30 protein-coding genes and 1 pseudogene are annotated in these 25,980 nt (G+C 30.5%); 9 read left to right on the plus strand and 22 right to left on the minus strand.

All coding sequences use genetic code 11. The features are described 5' to 3' along the window. Positions 1-7: 7 nt before the first annotated feature. Positions 8-1,231, minus strand: a complete 1,224-nt coding sequence (locus HZR23_RS00690; protein WP_249536716.1) for a M20 metallopeptidase family protein — start codon at positions 1,229-1,231, stop codon at positions 8-10. A 139-nt stretch (positions 1,232-1,370) separates the two neighbouring features. On the opposite strand from HZR23_RS00690, the gene dapD reads away from it, so the two are divergent. Further along, the gene (gene dapD / locus HZR23_RS00695) at positions 1,371-2,081 is read left to right on the plus strand and encodes a 2,3,4,5-tetrahydropyridine-2,6-dicarboxylate N-acetyltransferase (protein WP_132847840.1); all 711 of its coding nucleotides are present in this window, start codon (positions 1,371-1,373) and stop codon (positions 2,079-2,081) included. A 56-nt stretch (positions 2,082-2,137) separates the two neighbouring features. Here dapD and hpt read toward each other — a convergent pair whose 3' ends face one another. From hpt to HZR23_RS00710, 3 genes are all read right to left on the minus strand, one after another. Continuing rightward, complete coding sequence (gene hpt / locus HZR23_RS00700; protein ID WP_132847839.1) at positions 2,138-2,680, minus strand: hypoxanthine phosphoribosyltransferase; 543 nt, start codon at positions 2,678-2,680, stop codon at positions 2,138-2,140. 63 nt (positions 2,681-2,743) lie between these two features. Then, positions 2,744-2,896, minus strand: coding sequence for a hypothetical protein (locus HZR23_RS00705; protein ID WP_165913627.1), 153 nt, complete (start codon positions 2,894-2,896; stop codon positions 2,744-2,746). Positions 2,897-2,909: 13 nt separating this feature from the next. Beyond that, positions 2,910-4,883 carry a sensor histidine kinase gene (locus HZR23_RS00710; protein WP_165913631.1) on the minus strand — a complete coding sequence of 658 codons (1,974 nt, stop codon included), beginning with the start codon at positions 4,881-4,883 and terminating at the stop codon, positions 2,910-2,912. Positions 4,884-5,092: 209 nt separating this feature from the next. On the opposite strand from HZR23_RS00710, the gene HZR23_RS00715 reads away from it, so the two are divergent. Then, a complete protein-coding gene (locus HZR23_RS00715; protein ID WP_165913630.1) occupies positions 5,093-5,260 on the plus strand; it encodes a hypothetical protein in 168 nt (55 codons plus the stop codon). 130 nt (positions 5,261-5,390) lie between these two features. Here HZR23_RS00715 and HZR23_RS00720 read toward each other — a convergent pair whose 3' ends face one another. The 3 genes from HZR23_RS00720 to HZR23_RS00730 form a co-directional block, all read right to left on the minus strand. Then, positions 5,391-6,041, minus strand: coding sequence for a single-stranded DNA-binding protein (locus tag HZR23_RS00720; protein WP_132847837.1), 651 nt, complete (start codon positions 6,039-6,041; stop codon positions 5,391-5,393). A 131-nt stretch (positions 6,042-6,172) separates the two neighbouring features. Then, entirely contained in the window at positions 6,173-7,678 is a 1,506-nt protein-coding gene (locus tag HZR23_RS00725) for a Mur ligase family protein (protein ID WP_132847836.1), read from the minus strand. An 89-nt stretch (positions 7,679-7,767) separates the two neighbouring features. Beyond that, complete coding sequence (locus tag HZR23_RS00730) at positions 7,768-8,535, minus strand: polysaccharide deacetylase family protein (RefSeq protein ID WP_132847835.1); 768 nt, start codon at positions 8,533-8,535, stop codon at positions 7,768-7,770. A gap of 172 nt (positions 8,536-8,707) precedes the next feature. Here HZR23_RS00730 and HZR23_RS00735 point away from each other — a divergent pair, with 172 nt between their 5' ends. Further along, positions 8,708-9,637: a Na/Pi cotransporter family protein gene (locus HZR23_RS00735; RefSeq protein ID WP_243098175.1), complete on the plus strand. Its 930-nt coding sequence runs from the start codon at positions 8,708-8,710 to the stop codon at positions 9,635-9,637. A gap of 118 nt (positions 9,638-9,755) precedes the next feature. Further along, on the plus strand, positions 9,756-9,941 hold the full coding sequence (locus HZR23_RS00740) for a hypothetical protein (protein WP_132847834.1): 186 nt from the start codon (positions 9,756-9,758) through the stop codon (positions 9,939-9,941). Positions 9,942-9,951: 10 nt separating this feature from the next. Here HZR23_RS00740 and HZR23_RS00745 read toward each other — a convergent pair whose 3' ends face one another. Further along, positions 9,952-10,638, minus strand: a complete 687-nt coding sequence (locus HZR23_RS00745) for a 4Fe-4S double cluster binding domain-containing protein (RefSeq protein ID WP_132847833.1) — start codon at positions 10,636-10,638, stop codon at positions 9,952-9,954. A gap of 181 nt (positions 10,639-10,819) precedes the next feature. Here HZR23_RS00745 and HZR23_RS00750 point away from each other — a divergent pair, with 181 nt between their 5' ends. Further along, complete coding sequence (locus tag HZR23_RS00750) at positions 10,820-11,023, plus strand: alpha/beta-type small acid-soluble spore protein (RefSeq protein WP_132847832.1); 204 nt, start codon at positions 10,820-10,822, stop codon at positions 11,021-11,023. 62 nt (positions 11,024-11,085) lie between these two features. Here the strand turns inward: HZR23_RS00750 and HZR23_RS00755 are convergent, their stop codons facing one another. After that, the gene (locus HZR23_RS00755) at positions 11,086-12,693 is read right to left on the minus strand and encodes a protease complex subunit PrcB family protein (RefSeq protein ID WP_132847831.1); all 1,608 of its coding nucleotides are present in this window, start codon (positions 12,691-12,693) and stop codon (positions 11,086-11,088) included. Between the two features lie 277 nt (positions 12,694-12,970). On the opposite strand from HZR23_RS00755, the gene HZR23_RS00760 reads away from it, so the two are divergent. Further along, positions 12,971-13,513: a DUF4364 family protein gene (locus tag HZR23_RS00760; protein ID WP_132847830.1), complete on the plus strand. Its 543-nt coding sequence runs from the start codon at positions 12,971-12,973 to the stop codon at positions 13,511-13,513. Position 13,514: 1 nt separating this feature from the next. Here HZR23_RS00760 and HZR23_RS00765 read toward each other — a convergent pair whose 3' ends face one another. The 4 genes from HZR23_RS00765 to HZR23_RS00780 form a co-directional block, all read right to left on the minus strand. After that, positions 13,515-14,819, minus strand: a complete 1,305-nt coding sequence (locus HZR23_RS00765) for a bifunctional folylpolyglutamate synthase/dihydrofolate synthase (RefSeq protein WP_132847829.1) — start codon at positions 14,817-14,819, stop codon at positions 13,515-13,517. A 70-nt stretch (positions 14,820-14,889) separates the two neighbouring features. Next, complete coding sequence (locus HZR23_RS00770; protein WP_132847828.1) at positions 14,890-17,538, minus strand: valine--tRNA ligase; 2,649 nt, start codon at positions 17,536-17,538, stop codon at positions 14,890-14,892. Between the two features lie 40 nt (positions 17,539-17,578). Then, positions 17,579-18,112 (minus strand): CDP-alcohol phosphatidyltransferase family protein, encoded by a 534-nt coding sequence (locus HZR23_RS00775; RefSeq protein WP_132847827.1) that lies wholly within the window; start codon positions 18,110-18,112, stop codon positions 17,579-17,581. A 113-nt stretch (positions 18,113-18,225) separates the two neighbouring features. Then, positions 18,226-18,546, minus strand: a complete 321-nt coding sequence (locus tag HZR23_RS00780) for a hypothetical protein (protein WP_132847826.1) — start codon at positions 18,544-18,546, stop codon at positions 18,226-18,228. A 135-nt stretch (positions 18,547-18,681) separates the two neighbouring features. On the opposite strand from HZR23_RS00780, the gene HZR23_RS00785 reads away from it, so the two are divergent. Beyond that, positions 18,682-19,692 carry an ABC transporter substrate-binding protein gene (locus HZR23_RS00785; protein WP_132847825.1) on the plus strand — a complete coding sequence of 337 codons (1,011 nt, stop codon included), beginning with the start codon at positions 18,682-18,684 and terminating at the stop codon, positions 19,690-19,692. Positions 19,693-19,925: 233 nt separating this feature from the next. On the opposite strand, the gene HZR23_RS00790 is transcribed toward HZR23_RS00785, so the two are convergent. From HZR23_RS00790 to HZR23_RS00810, 5 genes are all read right to left on the minus strand, one after another. Next, complete coding sequence (locus tag HZR23_RS00790; protein ID WP_213050291.1) at positions 19,926-20,096, minus strand: hypothetical protein; 171 nt, start codon at positions 20,094-20,096, stop codon at positions 19,926-19,928. A 120-nt stretch (positions 20,097-20,216) separates the two neighbouring features. Beyond that, the gene (locus HZR23_RS00795) at positions 20,217-20,639 is read right to left on the minus strand and encodes a hypothetical protein (RefSeq protein ID WP_132847824.1); all 423 of its coding nucleotides are present in this window, start codon (positions 20,637-20,639) and stop codon (positions 20,217-20,219) included. Further along, entirely contained in the window at positions 20,629-20,850 is a 222-nt protein-coding gene (locus tag HZR23_RS00800) for a helix-turn-helix transcriptional regulator (RefSeq protein ID WP_330571388.1), read from the minus strand. The genes HZR23_RS00795 and HZR23_RS00800 overlap by 11 nt, the downstream gene beginning before the upstream one ends. 286 nt (positions 20,851-21,136) lie before the next feature. Further along, complete coding sequence (locus HZR23_RS00805; RefSeq protein ID WP_207667847.1) at positions 21,137-21,379, minus strand: hypothetical protein; 243 nt, start codon at positions 21,377-21,379, stop codon at positions 21,137-21,139. 585 nt (positions 21,380-21,964) lie between these two features. Further along, entirely contained in the window at positions 21,965-22,525 is a 561-nt protein-coding gene (locus tag HZR23_RS00810; RefSeq protein WP_132847823.1) for a DUF6609 family protein, read from the minus strand. A 733-nt stretch (positions 22,526-23,258) separates the two neighbouring features. On the opposite strand from HZR23_RS00810, the gene HZR23_RS00815 reads away from it, so the two are divergent. Beyond that, positions 23,259-23,522, plus strand: a complete 264-nt coding sequence (locus HZR23_RS00815; RefSeq protein ID WP_207667846.1) for a hypothetical protein — start codon at positions 23,259-23,261, stop codon at positions 23,520-23,522. Positions 23,523-23,568: 46 nt separating this feature from the next. Here the strand turns inward: HZR23_RS00815 and HZR23_RS17940 are convergent. Further along, positions 23,569-23,733: pseudogene (locus HZR23_RS17940) on the minus strand (TetR/AcrR family transcriptional regulator); the annotation flags it as partial. Between the two features lie 45 nt (positions 23,734-23,778). On the opposite strand from HZR23_RS17940, the gene HZR23_RS00825 reads away from it, so the two are divergent. Beyond that, positions 23,779-23,949, plus strand: coding sequence for a hypothetical protein (locus HZR23_RS00825; protein WP_165913628.1), 171 nt, complete (start codon positions 23,779-23,781; stop codon positions 23,947-23,949). Between the two features lie 383 nt (positions 23,950-24,332). Here HZR23_RS00825 and HZR23_RS16725 read toward each other — a convergent pair whose 3' ends face one another. The 3 genes from HZR23_RS16725 to HZR23_RS00835 form a co-directional block, all read right to left on the minus strand. Next, the gene (locus HZR23_RS16725) at positions 24,333-24,617 is read right to left on the minus strand and encodes a hypothetical protein (protein ID WP_249536717.1); all 285 of its coding nucleotides are present in this window, start codon (positions 24,615-24,617) and stop codon (positions 24,333-24,335) included. Beyond that, positions 24,559-24,831, minus strand: a complete 273-nt coding sequence (locus HZR23_RS16730; protein ID WP_249536718.1) for a hypothetical protein — start codon at positions 24,829-24,831, stop codon at positions 24,559-24,561. The genes HZR23_RS16725 and HZR23_RS16730 overlap by 59 nt, the downstream gene beginning before the upstream one ends. 254 nt (positions 24,832-25,085) lie before the next feature. Further along, positions 25,086-25,865, minus strand: coding sequence for a hypothetical protein (locus tag HZR23_RS00835; protein ID WP_213050292.1), 780 nt, complete (start codon positions 25,863-25,865; stop codon positions 25,086-25,088). Positions 25,866-25,980 lie beyond the last annotated feature (115 nt).

The raw sequence follows: 25,980 nt of genomic DNA on the forward strand, positions 1-25,980 counted from the left end.
ACTTCTTTTACTTCAATGACTCCCTTTTTACAAGTATATTGACATAAGCTTGTAGTCCACAAGTTAAAACCTTTTCATCAAAATTAAAGCAGCCATTATGAAGTGCAAAGGTATAGTTTTTCTGTTCATTCTTAGTTCCTAAAAAGAAAAATACCCCTGGTACTTCTTTTTGATAATAGGAAAAGTCCTCTGCTAACATAATAGGTTCAATTATTTCTATAGTTCCAGAATCTTGGGATTCAATAAAATACTTCGTTAGCTTTACATCATTAATTACTGCGGGATACATATCTCTTATGCTTATATCTATAGAGCAGCCATAGGTAATTTCGAGGCCCTTTGCAATATGATACATCTTTTCCTTAACAATATTATAAACATCATCATTAAATGATCTTATAGTCCCCTCTAGTACTGCACTCTTAGCAATAACATTTCTTATTTCACCTGCAACCAATTTACCAACTGTTATGACAGCCGGTTGAATAGGATTAATTCCTCTACTGATTATTGATTGTAATCTAGACACCATGTCGCTAGCAATTAATACACTATCTATGGCCTCATGTGGCATTGCCCCATGGCCACCTCTTCCAGTTATTTTAATATCAAATTCACCTGTACCAGACATCATTGGTCCAGATTTAACACCTATTTTCCCCTCATTAATATTAGGAAATAAATGTAGTCCATAGACCTCAGTAACATTATATTTTTTAAATATGCCACTTTCTATCATCGGTAGTGCCCCACCAGGACCTTCTTCAGCTGGTTGGAATAATAATAGTACATTATCCATTAAATCACTTTCATTTTCCTTCAAATATTTAGCTAGACCTAATAGAATTGCCATATGTCCATCATGTCCACAGGCATGCATTTTATTTTCATGTTGGGATTTATATTCTACTTCATTTTGTTCCTGCACATTTAACGCATCCATATCTGCTCTAAAACAAATAGTTTTTTTAGACTCACTACCTTTTAAAAAAGCTACAATTCCAGTGCCAGCAATTTCAGATTCGTACATTATATTTAAATCCTCTAAATAGCCCTCTATGTACTTTGCAGTTTTAAATTCTTCGTAAGCTACTTCGGGTATCATATGTAGCTGTTGCCTAGCTCTCATCATTATATCTTCAATACTTTTAACCTTGTCACTTATTTTCAAAATTATCATCCTTTCAGACATTACTATTTCTATTCTATATTTATTTAGATTTTTATTCAACTTTTTAAAAATTTTCCAAAAAATTTATATTTATAAGGATTTTTAATACTTACTCCTCATAAGTTATTATAGGTGCTTTTTATTTAATAATACGAACTTATTATATATTTATAACAATTTTTGAAAGGAATGATAACAAATGACCATAAATTTCAATGATCCTTTGGCCATTGCAAAATTTATACGATCTTCTCCTAAAACTACCCCTGTTAAAGTATATATTAATGGGTCTATAAAAAATATAACAGATAATAATATAAGGGTGTTTGGGTCAGCTAATTTTTGGATTTTATTCGGGGAATATAAACATATTTCCGTTGTCTTAGAAGATAATAAGGAAACAATTATTGATTATCATATGGAATATGACAGACGGAATTCAGCAATCCCTCTTTTAAATATATTAAACTTAGAAGCCCGGATAGAACCTGGAGCTATTATTAGAGAAGGTGTAACTATTGAAAAAAATGCTGTAATAATGATGGGGGCAGTAATCAACATTGGTTCATCAATAGGAGAAAACTCAATGATTGATATGAACTGTGTTATAGGTGCTAGGGGAACTATTGGGAAAAATGTTCATGTTGGTGCCGGGTCCATTATTGCTGGAGTTTTAGAACCACCTAGTAGTGTTCCAGTTGTAATAGAGGATGATGTATTTATTGGAGCTAATGTTGTTGTACTAGAAGGGGTAACTATAGGAAAAGGATCTGTAATAGCAGCCGGTTCCATAGTGACTAAAGATGTTCCACCGAACACAGTCGTAGCAGGGGTTCCGGCTAAAGTAATTAAAAATAAAGACTCGAAAACTTGTGAAAAAGTTAAAATGCTAGAAGATCTTCGTAAGTAATGTATAACTATAAAAGCTGCCAATCAAGGCAGCTTTTAATATTTAAATAATATTTCTTATTCTCTATCTTTGTCAGTAACAACAAATACATATGGTATATTTCTATAATAGTCCCCATAGTTTAAACCGTATCCAACAACAAATTTATCTGGTATTGTAAAACCAATATAAGTTGGTACTAACTCAACTTGTCTTCTATCAGGCTTATCTAAAAGCACACAGCAATTAACACTTCTAGGATTTTTGCGTTCAAGATGCTCTTTTACAAACTTCATTGTTAATCCAGAATCTGTTATGTCATCAACAATTAAAATATCATACTCCGTTAAATCTTCATCTAAATCCGTTACTATTTCAACATTACCACTGGTTTCTTCAGAATGACCGTAGCTTGAAGTAGTCATAAAATTTATTTTAACAGGTATTTTGATTTCCCTAACTAAATCAGCAGTGAAAATAAAACTTCCCTTTAGTAAAGAAACAATATATAGTTTTTTTCCCTCATACTTCTCAGTAATTTCTTTACCTAATTCTGATAATCTTTGCTTTATTGCTTCCTCAGAACAAAGTACTTCCCAAACTTTTTTTTCTATATCCATGATGAGCCTCCAATTATAAAATATATAAGTATAATTCTAAATTATATATGAAAACTTGTCAATTTAATTAGAATTGTTATTTCTTCTATTATTCTGCATTAGTATTCCTTTTATGTCTCTTAATAACACAATAATCTTATTTAAGGAGTACTGTATTGAAATCAATATAATGAAAAGAATGACGATTACTACAATCAGATTATTACTATTTGCCACTATAATCTCTCCTTTAGTTATTATTTGAATATATGTCTGAAAACTCTATATTAATACGTTCAATATTTGTATTATTAGTAATAGCAATTTCTTCAAAAACAGCTTCACTTTGAACTTGGTTTTCCATCGGCAGCCTTATAGAGAAAATACTTCCTACTCCTACTTGACTATCAACAGTAATAGTTCCTTTATGCTCTTCAACTATAGATTTAACTAATGAAAGCCCTATACCACTACCTAAATGCTGTCTGTGTAGAGGTGTATCTAACTGCCTAAACCTATTAAATATAGTGTCTTTTACATCTTTAGGTATACCAATTCCGGTATCTTCTATTGTAATAACTATATCCTCTACTTCTTCATAAATGTTTAAGATAATTTTTCCACCTTTTGGTGTAAACTTAACTGCATTTGAAATTAAGTTAAGCACTACTCTTTCCATTAAATCTGCGTCACATTTAATGACTCTTTCTTCTGTAGATGTGTCAAAAGTTAATTCAATTCCTTTACTTTCAACATAACTGGCTACTGATAGAGTAACATTTTCTACTACATCAATAATATTATAGTTTTTATAATTCATTATTAATGACCTATCTTCTAATTTTGTCATATCAATCAAGTTATTAATTAGTTTTAATAATCTATAGGAATTTTGTTTAATCATATGTATATACTTTCTAAGTTTACTAATATCTAAACTGCCATATTCTTGGCCATTCGTATTCATTAACTGACTTACACCTAGGATAATATTTAAAGGTGTTCTAAGATCATGGGCTATATTTGATATAAATTCTGTCTTCATTTTATCATAAAGTTTACTTTGCTCTAATGCCTGTCTATTTTTTTCAAGTTCTTGAGCCCTCACTCTTTCATTTATATCCCTAATAATTATTAGTATAGCCATCTCACCATCAAATTCTATTAAAGTTGTAACAACCTCTATAGAAAGTTCAACATTGTTTACAAGTATTTTGTTTAATTCAACTGTATCACTGTAATTGTCATCTAAGTTATCGAGCTTTTTAAAAACTTCTAGTAGTTCAGTCGGAACATATTTATATATATCACTAGTACCCACATATGAATCCGTTGGTATCCTAAGAATTTCTCTAAAGCTTTGGTTTTCATAAACAATATTTCTTCCATTATAAATAACTATACCATCTGGTGAAGCCTCTATTAGCTTCCTATATTTAGTCTCACTTTTTTTTAATTTAGTATATGGTATTTTAAGGCCTTTTTGAACAATTGCCTTATATAAATAGTAAAATGATAGGAGTTTAAAAATATTACCTAAAACAAAACATGTATTATACAACCCTAAATAAAATATTATAAGAAATTCAGATATTAAAGTTAGTATAATGCTTAGTTTAATATAGGAATATGTTGTATTATCAATTAAAGGCTTTATTTTTATTAGTTTTATTAATGATATAAACAGTATTAGAATTGCAATTGTTTCAACTCCAATCCTAAAAGAGTACAAATTTTTTGAATCAATAGTATGAGAAAAAATACCCATCACATAAACCGACCAAATTATTAATGAGGTTATAGCTAAATAGGTTATTACAATATATTTTAGTTTGTTATTAAATTTTTTATTAATTAAAAAACAAGCAATTAAAATAGAGATGCTTTCCATCAGTCTATAAGCAACCCAAAATACCATTGTCATTTCAATACTTTCTTTAGGTAAAATATTTACCCCTTCAAAGGTAATCATATGTAAAAAATCTAAAATTCCAATAAAGCCAAAGGCAATGCCCAAAAATATTATATAAAATTTAGAATTTAGTTTGTATGTATTAATCGAAAGTATAAGCATATTAAATGCTATCATAATACAAATAAATTCGATTAAAGTATGAAAAAAAACGTGGTTCATACGGCTTAAAAAATACATAATACTTGAGAATACTAACAGTAAAAATAGATTTTTAACACTTAATTCATCCTTTAATAAGTTTGATGACAAAGTGATGCCCCCCATAGGTTACCATTTTACATATAAAAAAGAATTCTATATTTTTAACTAATTTCCTCTTTTTAACAAATAAAAATATACTAACTCCTAGTATTAATCTTTCTATCTACTATGTTCAATCTTTAACATTTTCACTTTTACACAAGTATACTTCATGGAATTTATTTTAGAATCATATATTTCTACTAGGGGGTGGTTCTGTGGATAATGAACAAAATCATATAAACGATAAATTTATATCCGAAGACTTAAAGGAATGTTTAAATGATAATTTAGATAAACATAATTACTCCAAAGAAGAAATTAACAATATGAATGATAAAGAATTATTTAATCTTTGGAGAAATATGCTTTTTACAAAAAAGTAAAAGGATAGCTTAGCTATCCTTTTAGACCATTCTAAAGTAATTCTGCCTCTATAACAAAAAACCATCCCTTTTGAGTGTAAAGCAATATACACATCAAAAAGCATGATTTTATATTTTTCAATATGCCTAATTATTTATTAATACTATTATTTCCTTCTTCTACTCTTTCCATTTTAGATATGGAAACTTCATAAGCTACCTTATCTATTACTTTACCATCAGCAAATTTCTTTTGGTATTGTCTACTCTGAATACGTCCCCAGGTTCTAATCTGGTCTCCTACCTGAAGCTTTGAAGAAAATCTAGCATTTCTTCCCCATGCTATACATGGTATATAATCTGATTTGTTATATGGTCTATTTACTGCGACCAATAAATCTGTAATTTCTCTTCCAAATGGAGTCTCCCTATAGCCTGGCTGTTTACATACGTAACCTTCTAACATAATTTGATTAGGGTTTTTCACCTGTTGTAAATTATCAATTGCTTCTATTTCTCTTACAAATATAGTTAAAATTAATCTATTATTTCCATCTACAAATTTGTTATAGGAACGCAATTGACCTTCTACCTTTACAGTATCTCCCTCTTTTAAATTAATATCAACTAAAAGCCTTTCAGATATGGTTAAAGGTAATGTATCACTTATATTACTTAATCTAGGGATCATTATATTATAGCTATAAAATCCCTCTCCATAAATTTCGTGACTAAATTCCTTTTCACCTATTATCTTACCTAAAAGTGTTACAACATTGTTTTCAATAACATTATCTGGCATAAAGCCAACGCCCCCTTCTATTCTTATGTTTATATTTATTGATAGTACTTAAGGACCAACTTTTATATTTCCTACTAGTACAATCTATAAAAATATTTATTCATTCAAGGAGCTAAATATGTCATTTATTTTCATGTTAGGTAATTATTTATTTCACCTCCAATTTGTTCTTTACTATGATGGAAATTTAATTGATTATTGGTGTTTATTAAGGATAGGGCAAACTTTGTGCCCATATCCATACCCTGTGCACCTAACAACAATATTAAATCCCCTTCTTCAACATAATCTATTACCTTTTCTATCGCTTCATATAGCTTATCATGATACTCATAAACTATATTATTATCATTAAAAACCTTTATAAATCGATTTAATTCTGAGCTACTCACAGTATCTTTTTTTGTTACACAATCCTTACTTGATGTAATTAATATATTTTTTATATTCAAAATACCTGCCCAATTACATATAACTTCGGCATTTTCGATATTGATATCTTCACCCCTATTTCCCCTTATCGCATTAACAATATGTAAATTTTTGAATTGCATATTTTGTACTGTATTAAATACTGTATCGTAGCTTGAAGGGTTATGACATGTATCATCAATAATGACAAAATCCTTATTATATACTATTTCCATCCTTCTAAATATTTTTATAGCGATTTTTAAGCTTTGTGAAATATTCTCAATAGGGATGTCCAATAATAAACAACATGTAATTGCTGCTAATAAATTGTACATATTATGTTTCCCTAATAAATTAGTAGCTATTGGATACTCAAAGGGCTCAATCTCTAATCCTGAAAGAGTAGTTAGTCCCCTTTGCAAACAGTATGTAAATGCAACATTATAATCTACATCGAAACTTGATGCAGTAATAGTTGATTTTGAATTAAGTCCATATGTAATAACAACAATTTTATCGTTACTATCTAATAGTTTTAATCCATGTTCATCATCTAAATTAATTAAGGCTATTTTTCCACTAGGTAGCTGATCAAATAATTTCTTTTTACTTGAAATGTAGTTCTCCATTGTCTTATGATGATTCAAATGGTCCACATCTATATTAGTATGGACAGCAATATCAAACTGAATACCACATGCTCTATAGCTCTCTAAGGCATGAGAAGACACTTCCATTACTACTACTTGTACATTTTCTTTTACCATTAAATCCATATAGTAGCAAATATCTTCTGCGTCAGGTGTAGTAAGTTTAGTATCAAAAGTTTTGTCATTAATTTTAATGTATAGGGTGCCTATTAAGCCTACAGAAATTCCCTGACTTCTTAAAACATTATATATAAGGTGAGTTGTTGTTGTTTTACCGTTCGTACCGGTAACACCTACTACTTTCATTTTCTCTGATGGAAAACCATAGAATTCATGACAAACCTCAGATAAAAATTTTCTTGTATTATCAACTTTTTTAATAATCACCTTATCATGTTTTACTAATTCTACCTCTCTGTCAGTATAAATAATAGCGGCACCCTTCTCTATTGCCTCGTTAATAAAAAAATGCCCATCGGTTTTTTCACCTTTACAAGCAAAAAAAGCAAAACCTTCCTCTACTTTTCTTGAGTCACAAGTTACACCTTTTATTTGTACTCCGTCAATGAACATTTTAACTCATCTCCTCTTGTTCAATATTTCTGAACAGTTGCTTTATTTATAATTTGCTAAGGATGAGTTATTTATGTAACTTGATTGAATTACTTTATTTTTTTTTGTTTACCAGAGTGATCAATTGTATAATTATCTTTATAGATTAACTCTGAAATAGGAACAATTTCAAAGCCTTGGCCCTGTAATTGCTCAATTACCAATGGAAGAAATTCTGAAATATGCTTCGCATTATTGTGGAATAGTACAATAGACCCGTTTTTAGTATTTTTTGAAACTCGATCTACTACAGGTTTTACACCCATTTCCTTCCAATCTAGAGAATCTACGTCCCATTGAATTGTGTATATACCTAATTCCTTAGCTGTTTCTATTAAAAGGTTATTATAATCTCCAAAGGGAGGTCTAAAAACTATTGGGTGATAACCGGTAATAGCCTCAATTTTATCATTTGTTGTCTTCAATTCAGTTATTATTTGTTCTTTACTTAGTTTAGACATATGTGGATGTGTTGATGAGTGATTACCAATTTCATGTCCTTTCTCATGTATCTTTTGTACCATATCAGGATATTTATCTACCCAGAATCCTACTAGAAAGAAAGTAGATTTAACATTATACTTATCTAAAGTATCTAAAATATCATTAGTAAACTCATCACCCCAAGCAGCATCGAAGCTTATAGATACCTTTTTCTCGTTTGTATCTACACTATATATTGGCAGTTTTTTAGTATTAGTAAATACACTAGCTACCTCATGCTTGTAATTTGTGGCAAATACAGCTAAAGCTATAACTACTAATAATACTATTACTACTGCATATACAGTTTTCTTAGATAATATAAAGATCTTCAAATCAAATCCCCCTTTTTGTCAAAATGTCCTAATAAAAATTTATTCTTTAGAAATAAGATTATGCTTTAATTCTTATTTTTAATATTGTACAAGCCCTAGTATCTTGTTTATAAAAAATTTTGTTTTACTAATCAAACAATATACGTATATTTAGACAAGGGGGTGAAAAATTTTGGCTCTAAAAGATATTACAACATTTATTACAGGGTTTTGTCTTTTTATTTTAGGTATGCATCAACTTTCAACTGGATTACATAATACTACTACTTTTCACTTTAAAAATATTATTAATAATTATAAATTAAACCCTCTTTTAGGTATCATTATAGGCGGTTTATGTACAGCCTTGTTACAATCCAGCAGTGGTACAACGGTTATTGTAGTTGGTTTGGTTGACGCTCAAGTACTTAATCTTTATCAAGCAACCTCAATAATTATGGGAGCGAATATTGGCACTACAATCACTGGACAACTTATTGCATTGGATATTTCTAGATATTTATCATTAGTTATTATATTCGGCTTAGTGTTAATCTTTTGCTTTAGAAAAAAATACTATTCTCTAGGAATTGCCCTAATAGGTTTTAGCCTTATATTTATAGGAATAGATAATATGAGAGTAGGAATTGAACCTTTACAAAATGTAATTAGATTTCAAGAAATATTATCTGAACTTAGAAACTCTCCCTCTTTAGGTTTGCTTATGGGTTTTCTAACTACTGCTATTATACAGAGCAGTAGTACTGGTATAGCAATACTTCAGTCTTTATCTAGCAATAGCCTAATAACATTAAAATCTGCAATTGCCATATTAATCGGTTTAAATATTGGAACATGTGTTACTACTCTATTATCATCAATTGCTTTAAATATTTCTGGTAAAAGAGCTGCACTTATTCACTTGCTTTTTAACCTTTTAGGGGCATTATTGATTTTTCCATTTATAAATTTACTTTGTAATGTTGTAATGATGCTATCACCAATAAATATGTCCCAACAAATTGCTCATGCCCATACTTTATTTAATGTAATATCAACTATTATTTTCTTACCTTTTATTACCTTATTTGTAAAACTTGCCTGTAAAATAATAAAAAAATAGCAACAGGAGTTGCTATCTTAACAATCTATTCCTTATTTGTTTAGTTTTAAAATTAATTCTAATAGTATTATCTAAGATATTTTTAAGACTTTGGTTATAATATAATTGAGGTGATTTTATGTCTATAAGAAAGAGTCAATGGACCAACATTAATGGTCATAGGGTTGAGCTAAGTTCAAGAACCTATAAGTTTGAAGATCGACATTTTCACCGTGAAATAAAATCACAGGAAGCTCAATTACAAAATCATGACGCTGGCTATAGAAAGAACATTAAAACACCTATGGATAACAAATTAACTTAGAGTAGGGTAATTACCCTACTCTTCCACCTTTTGGGCAAACTTTAATACAAATACCACAGACTGAACCTCTGCCAATATGTTTATAATGAGTACTCATATAATTACTACAGGCCCTAGCATCAATTATTTCTTCTCGCTCCATACCTGGATTCCAAGTAGCACCTTTAAGAGCAATTGCTGGACAGGCTTTAACACACTCATTACATTCACCACATTTTGAAATATCTATTGGTTTATTATATTCTAATGACATATTAGTCAGCACAGTTCCTAATCTTATTCTAGGGCCAAATTCTTCAGTTATTAAGCAACAACTTTTACCAATCCAACCTAAGCCTGATCTAGTAGCAGCTGTTCTGTGAGGAAATACGCCTTTAAAGTTCCAACCTTCTTCGTTAATAGTTTGTGAAGCAGGAACTGCTAATGCTAGAAAACCATGTTGCTGTAATATCATCATTATTTTTAGTGAAATTTGATCGATAAAACTATTTACAGTTCTGTAATGATGAAAATAAGTATGAGTTGGTCCATCTAATTTATCTATTTCGTCAATAATTTGTTCTGATAAATGTATAGCAAAGGAAATACCACTCTTTAAGTGCTTATATTTTTCCGGTAAAAATTCTTCTAGATTACAATAGGATACCTTTGATACTCCTAATTCTAATATATAGTCATTTAATTGCTTTTGATTCATTTTGCAAAACCTCCTAAGCTTATTATAACAAAATAGAAAAGTTCAAACACAGAAATCTTTTTACCATATTTAATTAATTAAAACAAAACATACTAATCATATTAAATTAATTATCGGTAAAAATAATATTACAACATCCACAAAGGGTGTTGAAAAAAAACTAACCGAGGAGGAAGACAAAATGCCATCAAATAATAGAATAGTAGTCCCAGAAGCGAGACAAGCGTTAAACCAAATGAAAGCTGAAATAGCAAGTGAACTAGGATTATCAAACTATGAACAAATTGATAAAGGTAATTTAACTTCTCGCCAAAATGGTTATGTTGGTGGATATATGACTAAGAGATTAGTTGAGCAAGCTGAAAGAAACATGAGTGGTAAATAGTCTTAAAGCAAAAACTAAAAAAGGAGATGCGTAAAAGCTTCTCCTTTTTTAGTTTTTTTAAATTAGTTTAATATAAGTAGAATAGCATCTAGATTTCCATTCCCGATATCGATATCTCCAGTTTCACTTATATAATCTAGACTTTCACCTAATGCATCACATATAAATCTAATAGGCACCATTGTTCTTCCATTTAGTTGATAAGCAGGTACATCTAGTTCTACTTTTTTTCCATTTACCCAAGCAACTTTATTATTAATAAATAGCTCAATAACATTATCATTTTTTGTAATTGTTACTTTTTGAAGTTTGTTATCCCACTCAACTATAGCTCCTAAATACTCGGATATTATTCTAACAGGCACCAGAGTTCTACCATTAACTGTTACCGGTGGTACATCGTAGATTAACTTTTCACCTCTAATATACAATCTATCTTCTAAAGGTCTATTTCTAAGCTGTGTTTTTTCACTTGTAGTAAATTTACTTATTCTTTCAACTTCATTTAATCTTTTATTAATATTGTCTTGTATTGTTACTAATTGTTCTTTAGTATACCTATCTGCAAAGAAATCAAGTTTCCCTAAGAAATGCTCAACTGTAACATTTGTTTTTTTTACTGTTTTAATTAATTGCTCCTGAAATTTTTCCATTTGTTTATCATTTTTTGTAATTCGATCATTTATTTTTTCAATCTTCTTAATTGATTTATCAATCCTTTTTTGAACTATACGATCAATATTTGGACCTTTTCCAGGGTGGTGATTATCATCATTTTTCTTTTCTTTATCTTCTATTTTATCCTTAGTTACATCTAGAACTAATTTGACTTCATTAAAACTTCTTAAAGTTACAGGGATTACTTTACTATCTTTAGGATATGTTATTACTTGAGTGACAAAGTCACCTGCTTTAGGACTTTCTGTCTTATAATAAACTAACAAAGTATTTTTATCTAGTTTTAAATCAGTTATCTCAATGAAGTATCCACCTGTTGGCTTTTCACCCCAACTAATAGTTATTACATTATTTTCTATAGAATAAGTAATCTCTTCAGTTCTATGATCATGTACTAATTTAACAACTCTATAACCCCTAAGTGCCGTTGGTATTGTCATACTGTCCCTTGGATAGGTTATAGCAAGAGTTACACTATCTCTATCTTTAGGGCTTTCAGTTTTGTAATAAACTAGTAGATTATTATTAGAATCCAATTTTAATTCAGTTATTTTAATAGAGTATCCACCTGTTGGCTTTTCTCCCCAATGAACAGTTATTACATTGTTTGCTATAGAATAAGTAACTTCTTCAGTTGTTTCTTCACTTACTAATCTAACAGCTCTATAACCCCTAAGTGCCGTTGGTATTGTCATACTATCCTTCGGATAGGTTATAGCAAGGGTAACCATATCCCCTTCTTTTGGACTTTCTGTTTTATAATATACTAGCAAATTATTGTTTTGGTCTAGTTTTAAATCTGTTATTTCAATTGAGTAACCACCTGTAGGTTTTTCTCCCCAACTAATGGTAATAACATTGTTAGTAATAGAATAGGTCACCTCTTCATGATTTGATATAAGTCTGTTATTTGACCCATTTGCAAAAGCCGTAGACGCAATTAAAAATAAGGATAATGTTAGTAATATACAAACCCTCAATATTTTTCGCATTTCGCTTACCCTCCTTAATAATCTAATATTATAGATACCCTAATATCTTTGTAACATTCTTACAATTTAATTACAAAAATTACTATTATATTTTATCCTTTTATACATAGACGATTGAATTGGAGTTATGTTCCATAATTTGTTATAATTATGGAAATTTAGATTTTTAGAACTTTTTGATTATATTTTTCTAGTGATATATTCCTACTAGTTAAACAAGTTATATTTATGTGATATAATATATGATATTAATGACTTTGCTAGAGGAGGTAACTAAATGTTTGCTCATACGTCTGAACAACTGGCGGAAAACAAACTTTCCTTATTATATATACTACATAAAATCAATCTTCCATTAACGAATAGTCAAATAACTGAACTTATCTTAGGAAATGATTTAATGAATTTTTTTATGCTTCAACAGTATATAAGTGAGTTAAAAGAGGTTGAATTTATAAAAGAAATAGATAAAGATAATCAAGAACTTTTCGTAATAACTGACAAAGGAAAAAGTACTTTAGAATTTTTTATTAATAGAATACCTAAGGAAACAAAGGAAAGAATAGATAACCTTATAAAAGAAAAGAAAAATGATATTATAAAGAGTACTCAAGTAAAAGCCTACTATACTAAAAATGCAGAAAATGATTTTATTGTTAATCTATCTGTCGTTGAAAAGGAAACTCAAATTATTGGCTTATACATTAACGTAGCCAATGCTAACCAGGCTAAAGAGATATGTAATAATTGGAATAATCACTCTGAAAATATATATGGAAGTATAATTAAACTTCTTACTAACAAAAATAGCGATAGTTAAACTAATCGCTATTTTTATTTACAAGTATCCTTCGTACATTTTCTATTAAATATAAAGAACCTGCAACTAATATTACATCGCCCTTTTTAGCCAATGAATGGGCAATATTTAATGCCTCTTCAACATTTGAACTTGTATGGGTGTTAAGACTGATTCTTTTTATTTTAGATTCCAGTTCTATTATAGACAAGGCTCTACTATTGCTAGGCTCTGCTATAACAATTTCCTTACTTAAGGGTATAAGGAGGTCTAATACACCGTCAACATCTTTATCTCCTAACATACCAATTACTAATATTATGGATTTACCTGGAATTACCTTTTCAATAGTCTCCTTTAATCTAATTGCTGCATGAACATTATGGGCCCCGTCAATTATTGTATATGGATTTTCACTTATTACTTCAAATCTTCCTGGCCATTTTGTATTTAATAACCCTTTATATATGCTCTCTTTATCAATTCGAATATTTCTTTGGTCTTTAAGCACTTCAATAGCAGTTAAAGCTAAACAAGCATTTTCAATTTGATGCACTCCATTTAATTTAATATTCATATTACAATACTTTTGATCAAATATTTTTATAGAAAACAACTGATCATTTAATTCGCTAATATGTATATCCAAAGAACTTAAATCTACAGTATACACCTTGCTATCTTTTTCTTTAGCCACCTCATTTATTACTTCTAAAGCCTCATTTTCCTGGTTAGCTGTAACAACAAAATTATTTTCCTTTACTATTCCAGCCTTTTCAAAGGCAATTTTACCTAATGTATCACCAAGATAGTCCATATGGTCATAACCAATAGGTGTTATAACTGATAAAAGAGGATTCTTAACTATATTTGTAGCGTCAAGTCTACCACCTAAACCCACCTCTAAAACTACAAAATCTACATTTTCTTCATAATAATATAAAAGTGCCATAGCAGTAATAATTTCAAATTCAGTTGGGTGATCCATTCCTTCTGAAAGCATTATTTTTATTTTATCTTTAACTTTATTAGCAACATCAGCAAATCTATCCCCCCTAATATTACTATCGTTTATTTTGATTCTTCCAGTAAACCCATCAATGCTAGGAGAAGTATATAATCCAACCCTAAATCCACTTTCCTTTAATATACTTTGTATAAAAGCACAAGTAGATCCCTTACCATTTGTTCCAGCAACGTGTATTATATTTAACTTATCTTGAGGACTATCTAATAGATTTAATAACTTATTCATATTGTCTAACCCTAATTTACTACCAAATTTCATAGTATTCTTAATAAACTCTATAGCCTCTATATAATCCATACTTTTTTCTCCTTTGTATGTAATTACAACATTTTAAAAAGAAGTTGATGTTTCCATCAACTTCTTAAAATTATTTTTTTAATGAATTAATTCTTTCTATTACAACATCTAGCATTTCCTGATATTTTACTTGCTTAGCTTTTTCTTCAGCTATTAGATGCTCTGGGGCCTTACTAACAAATCCTTCATTTGAAAGCTTACCCACTACTCTTTTTATTTCTCCTTCAAGCTTAGCCTTTTCTTTTTCTAGTCTCTCTATTTCTTTTTCGAAATCAATTAGTTCATCAAGAGGCAAGAATAACTCTGCTCCTTCAACTACAGTTGAAACCGCATCTGCTGGTACATTTTCTTTGCTATCTACAACTTCAAGCTCAGATACACTAGCTAAGGACATAAAATATTTTCTTCCTGCTTGTAGTGTTTCCTTTGCCTCCTCATTTTTAGAGAGGATCATTAGCTTAGCTTTTCTAGAAGGGACTACATTCATTTCAGCTCTTAAATTTCTTATATTTTTGATTGCTTGCATTATTAAATCCATTTTTTGTTCTGCTACTCTATTTACATTTCCCTCTTCAAATTTTGGCCACTCTGAAATAATAACACTTTCTTTGAAGTTAGGTATGCTTTGCCATATTTCCTCAGTAATGAAAGGCATGAATGGATGTAATAACTTTAATATATTTTCTAGAACATAAATTAAAGTATATTGTGCTGACCTTTTCTCTTCTAAATTATCTCCATATAATCTTGATTTAACTAACTCTATATACCAGTCACAGTACTCACTCCATATAAAGTCATAAACCTTTTGAGCTGCTAAACCTAATTCAAATTTGTCTAAGTTATCTGTAATTTCTTTTGTAACGCTATTAAGTCTAGATACTATCCAATTATCTGCAGTATTTAGATTATTCTTCACATCACTATATTGAATATTTTCGTCATCTAAATTCATAAGTACAAAACGCGTAGCATTCCATAATTTATTTGCGAAATTTCTACTTGATTCTAACCTTTCCATATGGAAACGTATGTCATTTCCCGGGGAATTTCCTGTAACCAATGTAAATCTAAGGGCATCAGCACCATATTGATCAATTACTTCTAATGGATCAACACCATTGCCTAAGGACTTACTCATTTTTCTTCCTTCTGAATCTCTAACTAGACCATGAATATATACATATTTAAATGGAATTTCATTCATACATTCTAAGCCTGAGAATGCCATTCTTACAACCCAGAAGAAAATTATGTCATATCCTGTAACTAAAACATCAGTAGGATAGAAATACTCAAGCTCTTTAGTCTTTTCTGGCCAACCTAAAGTAGAGAATGGCCATAGGGCTGAGCTAAACCAAGTATCTAAAACGTCCTCATCTTGTTTCAAGCTTGTACTATTACATTTTGAACAACTTTCGGGTATTTCTCTAGATACAATTATTTCATTACAGTCTTCACAGTAATAAGCTGGTATTCTATGTCCCCACCATAACTGTCTTGAAATACACCAATCTCTTATATTTTCTAACCAATGTAAATATATTTTAGAGAATCTCTCAGGTACGAATTTAATCTTTCCACTCTCTACAGCCTCAATAGCGGGCTTTGCTAATTCATCCATCTTCACAAACCATTGATCTGAAGTTAATGGCTCAACAATTGTACTACATCTATAGCATTGTCCCACACTATGTTGATGATCTTTTACCTTAACAAGTAATCCTAATTCTTTAAGGTCCTCTACAATTTGCTTTCTAGCATCATATCTATACATACCTGCATATTTTCCACCATTGTTGTTAATAGTAGCATCGTCTTTCATAACAACAATTTGAGGAAGATTATGTCTAAGTCCAAGTTCAAAATCGTTAGGGTCATGGGCAGGAGTAATTTTAACAGCTCCAGTACCAAACTCAGGGTCTACATAATCATCAGCTACTATTGGAATTTCTCTATTCATTAAAGGTAATATAGCATATTTACCAATTAAATGCTTATATCTAGGGTCCTCTGGATTAACCGCTATAGCAGTATCTCCTAACATAGTCTCCGGCCTAGTAGTTGCAACCTCTATAAACTCATTAGAATCCTTAACAGGATAATTTATATGCCAAAAATGACCAGCCTTATCTTCATGTTCTACTTCTGCATCGGATAATGAAGTTTTACAGTCAGGACACCAGTTTATTATTCTATTTCCTCTATATATTAGACCTTTTTCATATAAATTTATAAATACTTCTGTTACAGCGTTACTTAAGCCCTCATCCATAGTGAATCGTTCCCTTGACCAATCACATGAATTACCTAATTTTTTCATTTGTTCTACAATTTTTCTACCATATTCGTCACGCCATTTCCACGCTCTGTCTAAGAACCCTTCTCTTCCTAAATCAAGTTTAGATAAACCTTCTTCTTCTTTAACTTTTTCTACTACCTTAACTTCTGTAGCAATACTGGCATGATCTGTCCCTGGTTGCCATAGTGTTTCAAAACCTTGCATTCTTTTCCATCTAATTAATACATCCTGTAATGTATGATCTAAAGCATGTCCAATATGTAGTTGCCCCGTAATATTTGGTGGTGGTAATACTATGCAATAAGGGTCTTTATCAGGATTGACTTCAGCTTTGAAATATTCCTTCTCCATCCACAAATCATATATTTTCTTTTCAAATGACTTAGGATCATAATTTTTTGGTAAATTATTGTCCATTAATGATTCCTCCTTTGTATTGAAGCTCTCTATATGTAAGCTACTGACTTGCTTTATATTTTTTCATTTCACTCATGCCTACTTTAAAATAGCATGTAAATGCATATAAAGTAACTAAAATTGCTAAAAATAACAAATGGATTCCAAATGGAATGCCAAAGGAAATAAATAAAACTGCCATATAAAATAAAATAGTAGAAATCTTCCCATAATTTCGCGCAGGGATAACCACGTGGTTCCTTCTTGTATAAAGAACTACTCCTCCTATTATCATAAGAGCTTCCTTTATACCCACAATAATTATAACCCATATAGGAATTAATCTATTTATTGTTAAACATATTAGAACTGTAAGCTGCATTATTTTATCGGCTAATGGGTCCATTGCTTGTCCCCATTTAGTTATTAGATTAAACCTTCTTGCTATGTATCCATCCAACACGTCAGTTATGCCAGCCAGTACAAATACATATGCTGATAACCTTAAATAATTGTCATTGGATGAAAAGAAAACAAAAACAAATAAAGGTGCTAATAGGAACCTTACAGCAGTTAATATATTCGGTACATGCATAAAATGCACCCCTCTTTAAGTGATTTATTCAATCAACAACTATACTAACTATTCTAACTATATATATTACCATATAATAGCCATTAAAAAAAGATTTTATATCTTTCAAATACTCATTTAACAAGTTTAATTGAATATCTTCTGTCAAGATAGCTTACTAAATCCTTTACCATTTTTTCATAGCTACAATTAAATACATCCCATTGTCTTTTATAGTTAGCGTAAATCAGTCGTTTTGTATAATTTGTCATAGGTATATCTCTATATATGCAAAGACGTGATACTTTCCCAGTACCAGCATTTAAGCTATATGGATTTAGTCCGTGCTCGACCTCAGTTTTGTGTACTAAAGCAAACCAACTCAGTTCGTCAATTTGACCTTTAATATATCCATATCTATTTTTACTGCTACTAATTTTAATATCACATAACATATTATCCCCTCCATTATGTTTATATTCCCATCATATGTTAATTTTATTAATGCTATACTTATTTTTCACTGTAGCACACATTTTTCTTTTCAGAATATAATGAATTGATGCAACATTAAAAATGGAGGGGTATATATGAAAAGATTTAAGGTGTTATCTATTTTACTTACTTTACTTTTAATTACTACAATAACCTTAAGTGCATGTACTACTAAACCTGCAAAGCCTGCTGAATTAACTAAGATTAAAGTTATGGAAGTTACACATTCAGTATTTTACGCACCACAATACATTGCAATTACAGAAGGCTTTTTTGAGGAAGAAGGTCTAGAAATAGAGCTTACAGACGGGGGCGGAGCTGATAAAACTATGGCTGCTCTACTTAGTAATCAAGTTGATATCGGTTTTATGGGTCCTGAAGCTTCAATTTATGTCTATAACCAAGGAGCTGCTGACTATGCAATTAACTTTGCACAGTTAACTCAAAGGGATGGTTCTTTCATCGTTGCTAGAGAACCTAATTCTGATTTCACTTTTGAAGACCTAAGAGGAACTTCTATTCTAGGTGGAAGAAAAGGTGGAATGCCTAATATGACACTAGAATACGTACTTAAAAACAAAGGCTTAGTACCTGGGACAGATATTGATGTTCGTACAGATATTCAATTTGCAGTAATGGCTGGGGCATTTGTTGGTGGAGAAGGTGACTACACGACATTATTTGAGCCTACAGCATCAGTTCTTGAAAAAGAAGGTAAGGGCTTCGTAGTAGCTTCTGTTGGAGCAGAAGGTGGATATATTCCTTATACAGTTTACTCAGCTAGAAAAAGTTATATAGAACAAAATCCTGAAATTATTCAAAGCTTTACTAATGCAATCTATAAAGCTATGCTTTGGGTAGAAGAGCATAGTGCAGAAGAAGTTGCTAAGTCCTTAGCTCCACACTTCCCAGATGCAGACTTAGGAATTTTAACTAACGTAGTAGAAAGATATAGATCCATTGGAGCATGGGCACCAAACCCAGTTTTAACAGAGGAAGGATTAACTAGACTTCAAGATATCATGACAGAAGCTGGTGTATTAGAAAAAAGAGTGCCTCATGAAGCTATTGTAAACACTGAGTTTGCTAAGAGAGCTATGGAATAATGTTAATCAAAAACAGCAATAGGGATATGTTTAGCCATACTTCTATTGCTGTTTATTTTGGTTTTATAATAAATGTTTACTAATGGCACAATGAAGGGTTTAATAATATGTATCTGTAAATACTTACATCTCAATTTTAACACGAATTTACATACACTCTCATTAATTTCTCCTTAAAACGGGCTTATCCTAAATATATTTGGTTATGTCACAACAGACGGATGAAAAGCTTTTTATAGCGGCAAATATCCTAATTTTATTGCAGTTTGAATTAAAAATAAAATCACAACTCCTGCCTGAATAACTATCCCTGCAGTTTGAACATTTTTCTGTTCTTTTTCCTGAAGCTTAAGTCCTACCAAAAACAAAATAAGCAATGCACTAGCACCTAACACGAAAATCATCCTTTTTTTTAATTTGTAGTGCAAAAATATCCAAACACATGTATTTGAAATGGTTATAATATGTTAAAGAATCAACCCTTAATGGAAAAATCCATATATTTATTTCTTATTCATGGTGTTCTACGTATTTCTTTTTTCCCACATATGAAGAATAATCCTATATAGAAAAAATAGAAAAAGAGTACCGAAAAAACTCACTGTAAAACCGCATAATAAACGTCTAATATCCGAACCTATCTTAAAAAAAACAATAAGAGCTGATAGTATTCCTGTAGATAATGGAACTAAAAACACAAAGTACAACTGCTCTTTTTTATTCATTGTAACAGGATAGGTGATGGGGATACCTTTAATAGCTAAAGCAAAAAATTGTGCTAATGACGCAATAAACCAGACCAAGAAAAAATCTAAGGTATCCATAAGAGTTTGATTCAAAATAAACCACCTATACAGTATTACTGCAAATATACCAAACCAAAAAATCGTATAGCCAATACTTTTTGCTATTTTAACATCTGCGTTTACTCTTTCATCATTTTTCATCTACATCCTCCTCTAACCAAAATAGTTGATCCAGAGACTTATTTAGAACTTGGCATAACTTAAGTCCTAAGGCTATGGTGGGATTATATTTCTCTTTCTCTATAAGCCCTATTGTTTGCCTTGTTACCCCTACTTTCTCAGCAAGTTCTTCTTGAGTTAGTTGATTCTCATTACGGCTTTGCTTAACACTGTTCTTAATTATAAATATCACCTCAATCAATAAAAATGCAATATATATATTCCTTTTTTATCGTAATATATATATTGCATTCAGTCAAGAAAAAGAACATAAATAAATGTAATTTTTACTTTCTTCTATGAAATTATAAATAGCTTAATACCTTTAGTATGGTCATATTTCCAATCTATTTAAGCATCTGAACACATTTGCAATTTATCAAATCATACATTCCGCTTAATTTCCTCACCCCTATAAAAACAAATCCCCCAAACTCTTATTCTGAGGGAACATATGTACATTGTTAATTTTACAAATCTCACATTGGTATTTCTATAATTAATATTCTGAACAAACTTTTCAAACCTATAATATTTTCATGCAACATTTTAATTAATTCCCCTAGTGGGGTAGTTTTTTTCCTAATCAATAACAGCCCCTTAATCTTGTATATTGCATCCAATTCTTCTTTACTATCAGTTCTGATATATGTCTCATTTTCATGAGTTATATTCACCAACCAATCAGTTCCATTTTTTATGAAACTTAAATCCTCTGTCAATTCGGGTTGCACCCATAATAATATAATTTAGCAGGCTCACTACCTCCAAAAATTATACCTGCCCATTCATATTGCTCTTTAACATTTTTTAGAGAAAGCGTTAATCTTTCAATGACAGTATTAACTGTGTTATCTAGTATCCAACTACTTCTTACTACTAAAATAACTCATCACCGATTTCAAAGGCTAAATCTATAAGTTTTTTATATGCATCATAATATAAATCACCCTTTATAAACATAATTTACCATGTTTTAATTTTAATACTATCATAATCGCACTCATTTTTGTAGGTTATCTTTGTTTTCTTTCTTTTTTAAATGAAATTCACTCCCTTTGGTTGTATTATTACCCCTCCTTCATTTCCGTCACATTTCATCTGTGACCACTTATAAAGAAAATGTGATGCAAAACAAATACCAAGATATTACTTTTAATCTTTTTCTCCCATTATCATACTAACTTTCATATTCATACAAAGCATTAACTAACTAAGGCTGTTTGTTTTTTATAAATGATAAGTCTTCGGTCAATTGAGTTTGAATACAATCATGTAATAAGTTTAATTCATGTTTTAATATTTCTTTAGCATAATTTATAAACTCTATTCCTTTTTTGAAAAAATAATAAATTAACTCCAAATAAAATCTTAACAATCCCATCGGCTACACCAAAGTAAATAAAGGGAACTTCTTTATTAAACATACCAATGATCGCTAAGACTGAACAGATTGTGGCAAGATAAATCATTGATTTTCCATGTGAAAAATAAAAAGGCAAGAAATGAATACCTGTTGCAAGTAATGCCCCAAGCCACATCATTCTCCAATCGCTTCTTGGGATAAAAGAACCTCCTAAAACAAAAATTAGTGGAAATAAAGATAGCACCCCAATATTAGCCATTTTCTCTTGAAACTTTGAAAGCTCGCCATCCATAAATTTGGAAACTATCGCTTTATTGAAATTTGTTAGATAAAAGCCAACTCCAAAGCCAGTCATAAAAATAATTGGATTTAAAACAAATTTTCCACCTACTATTGTAGCTATTATAATCACTGAGCCAATAATGAGCAGCCAAAGTCCGCTCAAGCGATTCGCATTAAATTCTAGCTTTACATTTTTATCATACCCTAATCTCTCTAGCATCTAATCATCTCTCCTTCTTTTTTCTCTTTTTAAATAATGACATGCCCAACATACACTTACTAATTCCCAACCCTCTTTGCCCTAGGTGTTTAATACCCTGGTCGTTTTCTCTCCAAGTCGTAAAATCAAAACACACTTATACTCGTATTTATTCATTTTGCTACCCTCTTAAGTTATTCTTACTTAACTCGTTACTAGTTAAAAAATTCATCTTAACAACTTCATATACCTTAGTATCATTTATTACCCTAGCTTGAATGCTCAGATAATAGTTGTACTCCCCTCATTGAATGTAGATTTTAATACTTATAACACTACATAACGTCCCTAGATTGAGTCTAGAACAAAAAATAAGTAACTATTGTTAAAGCATCATTAGTTTTCAACTTTAACTATATTATACTATATATTGTAATTTGACTTTTACAGAACTTGGTGCATAATAACTAAATATATATCGTGATTTTGATTATACACATAACTACATCTTCTTCAATATATGTATTTTTAAAAGATTATCATTTGTATTTTTAGGTGGTATAAAGAGGATGACTATACGACATTATTTGAGCCTACAGCATCAGTTCTTGAAAAAGAAGGTAAGGGCTTCGTAGTAGCTTCTGTTGGAGCAGAAGGTGGATATATTCCTTATACAGTTTACTCTACAAGAAAGAGCTATTTAGAACAAAATCCTGAAATTATTCAAAGCTTTACAAATGCTATCTACAAAGCAATGCTTTGGGTAGAAGATCATAGTGCAGAGGAAGTTGCTAAATCCTTAGCTCCACACTTCCCAGATGCAGACCTAGGAATTTTAACTAACGTAGTAGAAAGATATAGATCAATTGGAACATGGGCACCAAACCCAGTTCTGACCGAAGAAGGGTTAACTAGACTTCAAGATATCATGACAGAAGCTGGGGTATTAGAGAAAAGAGTACCTCATAGTGTTATAGTAAATACTGAGTTTGCTAAAAAAGCTATGAAATATAAATAAAAACAACAATAGGGGTATGTAGAACCATACTCCTATTGTTGTTTTTTTACTCAAGAACAAATTGTATAAAAATAGAATCTAGATAGATTTCGAATTTCTTTATCATTTGGTCTAAGACTTCCATAAAGATCTCATCCTTACTTTTAAAATGAGAAAATATAGACCGTTTTTTGATTTCAACTTGTTTAGCAATTTGTGATAAACTTGCTTCTGAATATCCTTGTTAAGTATAAAGATGAGAATGTAGAGCTCCTTTATGAAGAATATAATTATATACTTTGAAGAAAACAATTATACAACAAACTTTTGGCTTCACACAAGTCTATTTCCAAACTTGGTAATTAAAGATCTAGTTAAAATAAAGATGATGACAATACGTAACCTATCTACAGAGCACTTTATGTATATATTGAAAAAAAGAATTTAGTGCCAGGTAATTAAAGAAAAAAATTCTGATAAGTTACTAAAATACTTTTTTCACCTACTTTATGGGAACTTAGCTTTATGTCTATATGATAACTCTATAACACACTCCGAATTAAGTTATATATTCAACATGTTTTGGAAAAATATTACCAAATAAGTATAGGAATATTAACCATATTTAACAAAATAAACTTTACATAAAAGTAATTTTACGCTAGAATAAACCTACTATCATTAGCTACCGATAGTAGGTTTGTTCTTTTTCATTTTTGTATCACTAAGACACTGCTGTATTCTATTTGTTAACTATTATTCAAATTATGGAGTAAGTATTTAGACTTTTTTGATTGTATAAATTAGTAAAGTTATAAAATAATACATGAGTTATGCAGTTGACTCCATATACTGGGAATTTTGCACAGTAAACCAACCTAACAATAAATTCTTCGGCCAAAATTTATCAATAAGTCTTGCAAATTGCCTAACTTCTGTGTCAAAATGTACTTGTATAGTTTGAAAGCATTGCTGTGCTTTTATAACGATACGGTATGTGGCGTTGAAAAAGTTTCGGACCATTTCGCCGTGGGTGAAGCCTTCTTCAGCGCCTTTATTATTGAGTTCCCATCTTGCATAGACAAGTAAAGTTTCTCTTTGTAAAAATGAGCTCAATATGGGCGTAATGATGACTTTCCGACGTTGAGTGGCAAGAATTCAACCCCAGTTCTTGTTTTGCAGTTCTAAAAAAAAAAACCTCAATGCTCCAACGCTTAATATATGCATCTAAAGCTTCTTCAGGATTATCGACCCTATTACTAATCAAAAGGTAAGCCCCACGATATGTAGCCGCAACCTCTTTGTTTTTCTCAAATTCATCCTTCATCATTTCAGTATCTTCTTTGAGTCTTGTAGCTACAACTCGCAATAGGCGTATAACGATACTTAGTTACTACTTTACCCTGCTTTCCAACTAAACGGTAGGGTAACTTGATATAAATATTAGGTATGGATATAGCACTTACTTTATCTTTAGACCACTAATAAGAAGTTTGAAAAAAACTTCTTTAATAAGCATTGAAGGCTTTACAGGGATAAAGCGTTCTCGGCCTGTAATATTCTCAATTTCTTTTCGATAAAGTGTCAGATTACGTTTTGCCTTAGTAACCCAATCATATTGATGATCTGTGAGCCAATTAAAAAAGTCTTTGCATAAAAACCACGGTCCATGGCAACCCATAGTACCCCTGTGTAAATCCGGCGAATATCCATTAGCATTTCTTTTGAAAGATCTATTTTTGTCTGTTTTTCATCGCTATTTTCTACCTTACGCCAAATACGCCAAAACAATGGATATTTAAGTCCGTTCTTTAATACAACAGTTGTAGCAACTATATTCATACACCAGATATTTATTTTAATGGAGCTATCATATAACCAACAAAGGAAAGGGATTTTCTTTCCATGGGCATGAGCCACCTTTGTATCATCAAGTACAATAACATCTCCTTCAGTAAATGCAGTTTCTTCTTCTTGTTGTAGTCTTTGTACTCTTTTAAAACTAAATAAACCCCAATTATAATCAGTTGTAAAAAAGCGGCTAAAGGTATATTGAGCCATTTTAAGATTCCGAAACATCTGTTGTAATAAGCTATCCTTAGTAGCATAATCAGAAATACGTGAGACAGAATTTTTATTAGCAATAAGTCCTACCACATAAGCAAAAGCAATAAGCCAAGTGGGTACACCATTACGTTTTACAATACCCGATTGCGTAAGCAGAAGTGAAAAATCAAATTTATCCCAAATTGCTTTTAAAACTGGCGTTCCGCCCCCATTTCCTTGTTGTAAATTTCTATATTTCGGTTTCCCAAGAGTCATATTTATCACCCATTCATCAAGAGTAATGGCTATTAATACCATTCACTTTGATTATTGGGGCGGGTTTAAAAAGTCAAGTCTTTTTTGCTATTTCAAGACATATAAAACAAAAATATTTTTTAGTATATTATAATATACGATACATCAGTCTTATTTA

Origin of the sequence: Serpentinicella alkaliphila (assembly GCF_018141405.1) — a bacterium.
GTDB lineage: Bacteria > Bacillota > Clostridia > Peptostreptococcales > Natronincolaceae > Serpentinicella > Serpentinicella alkaliphila.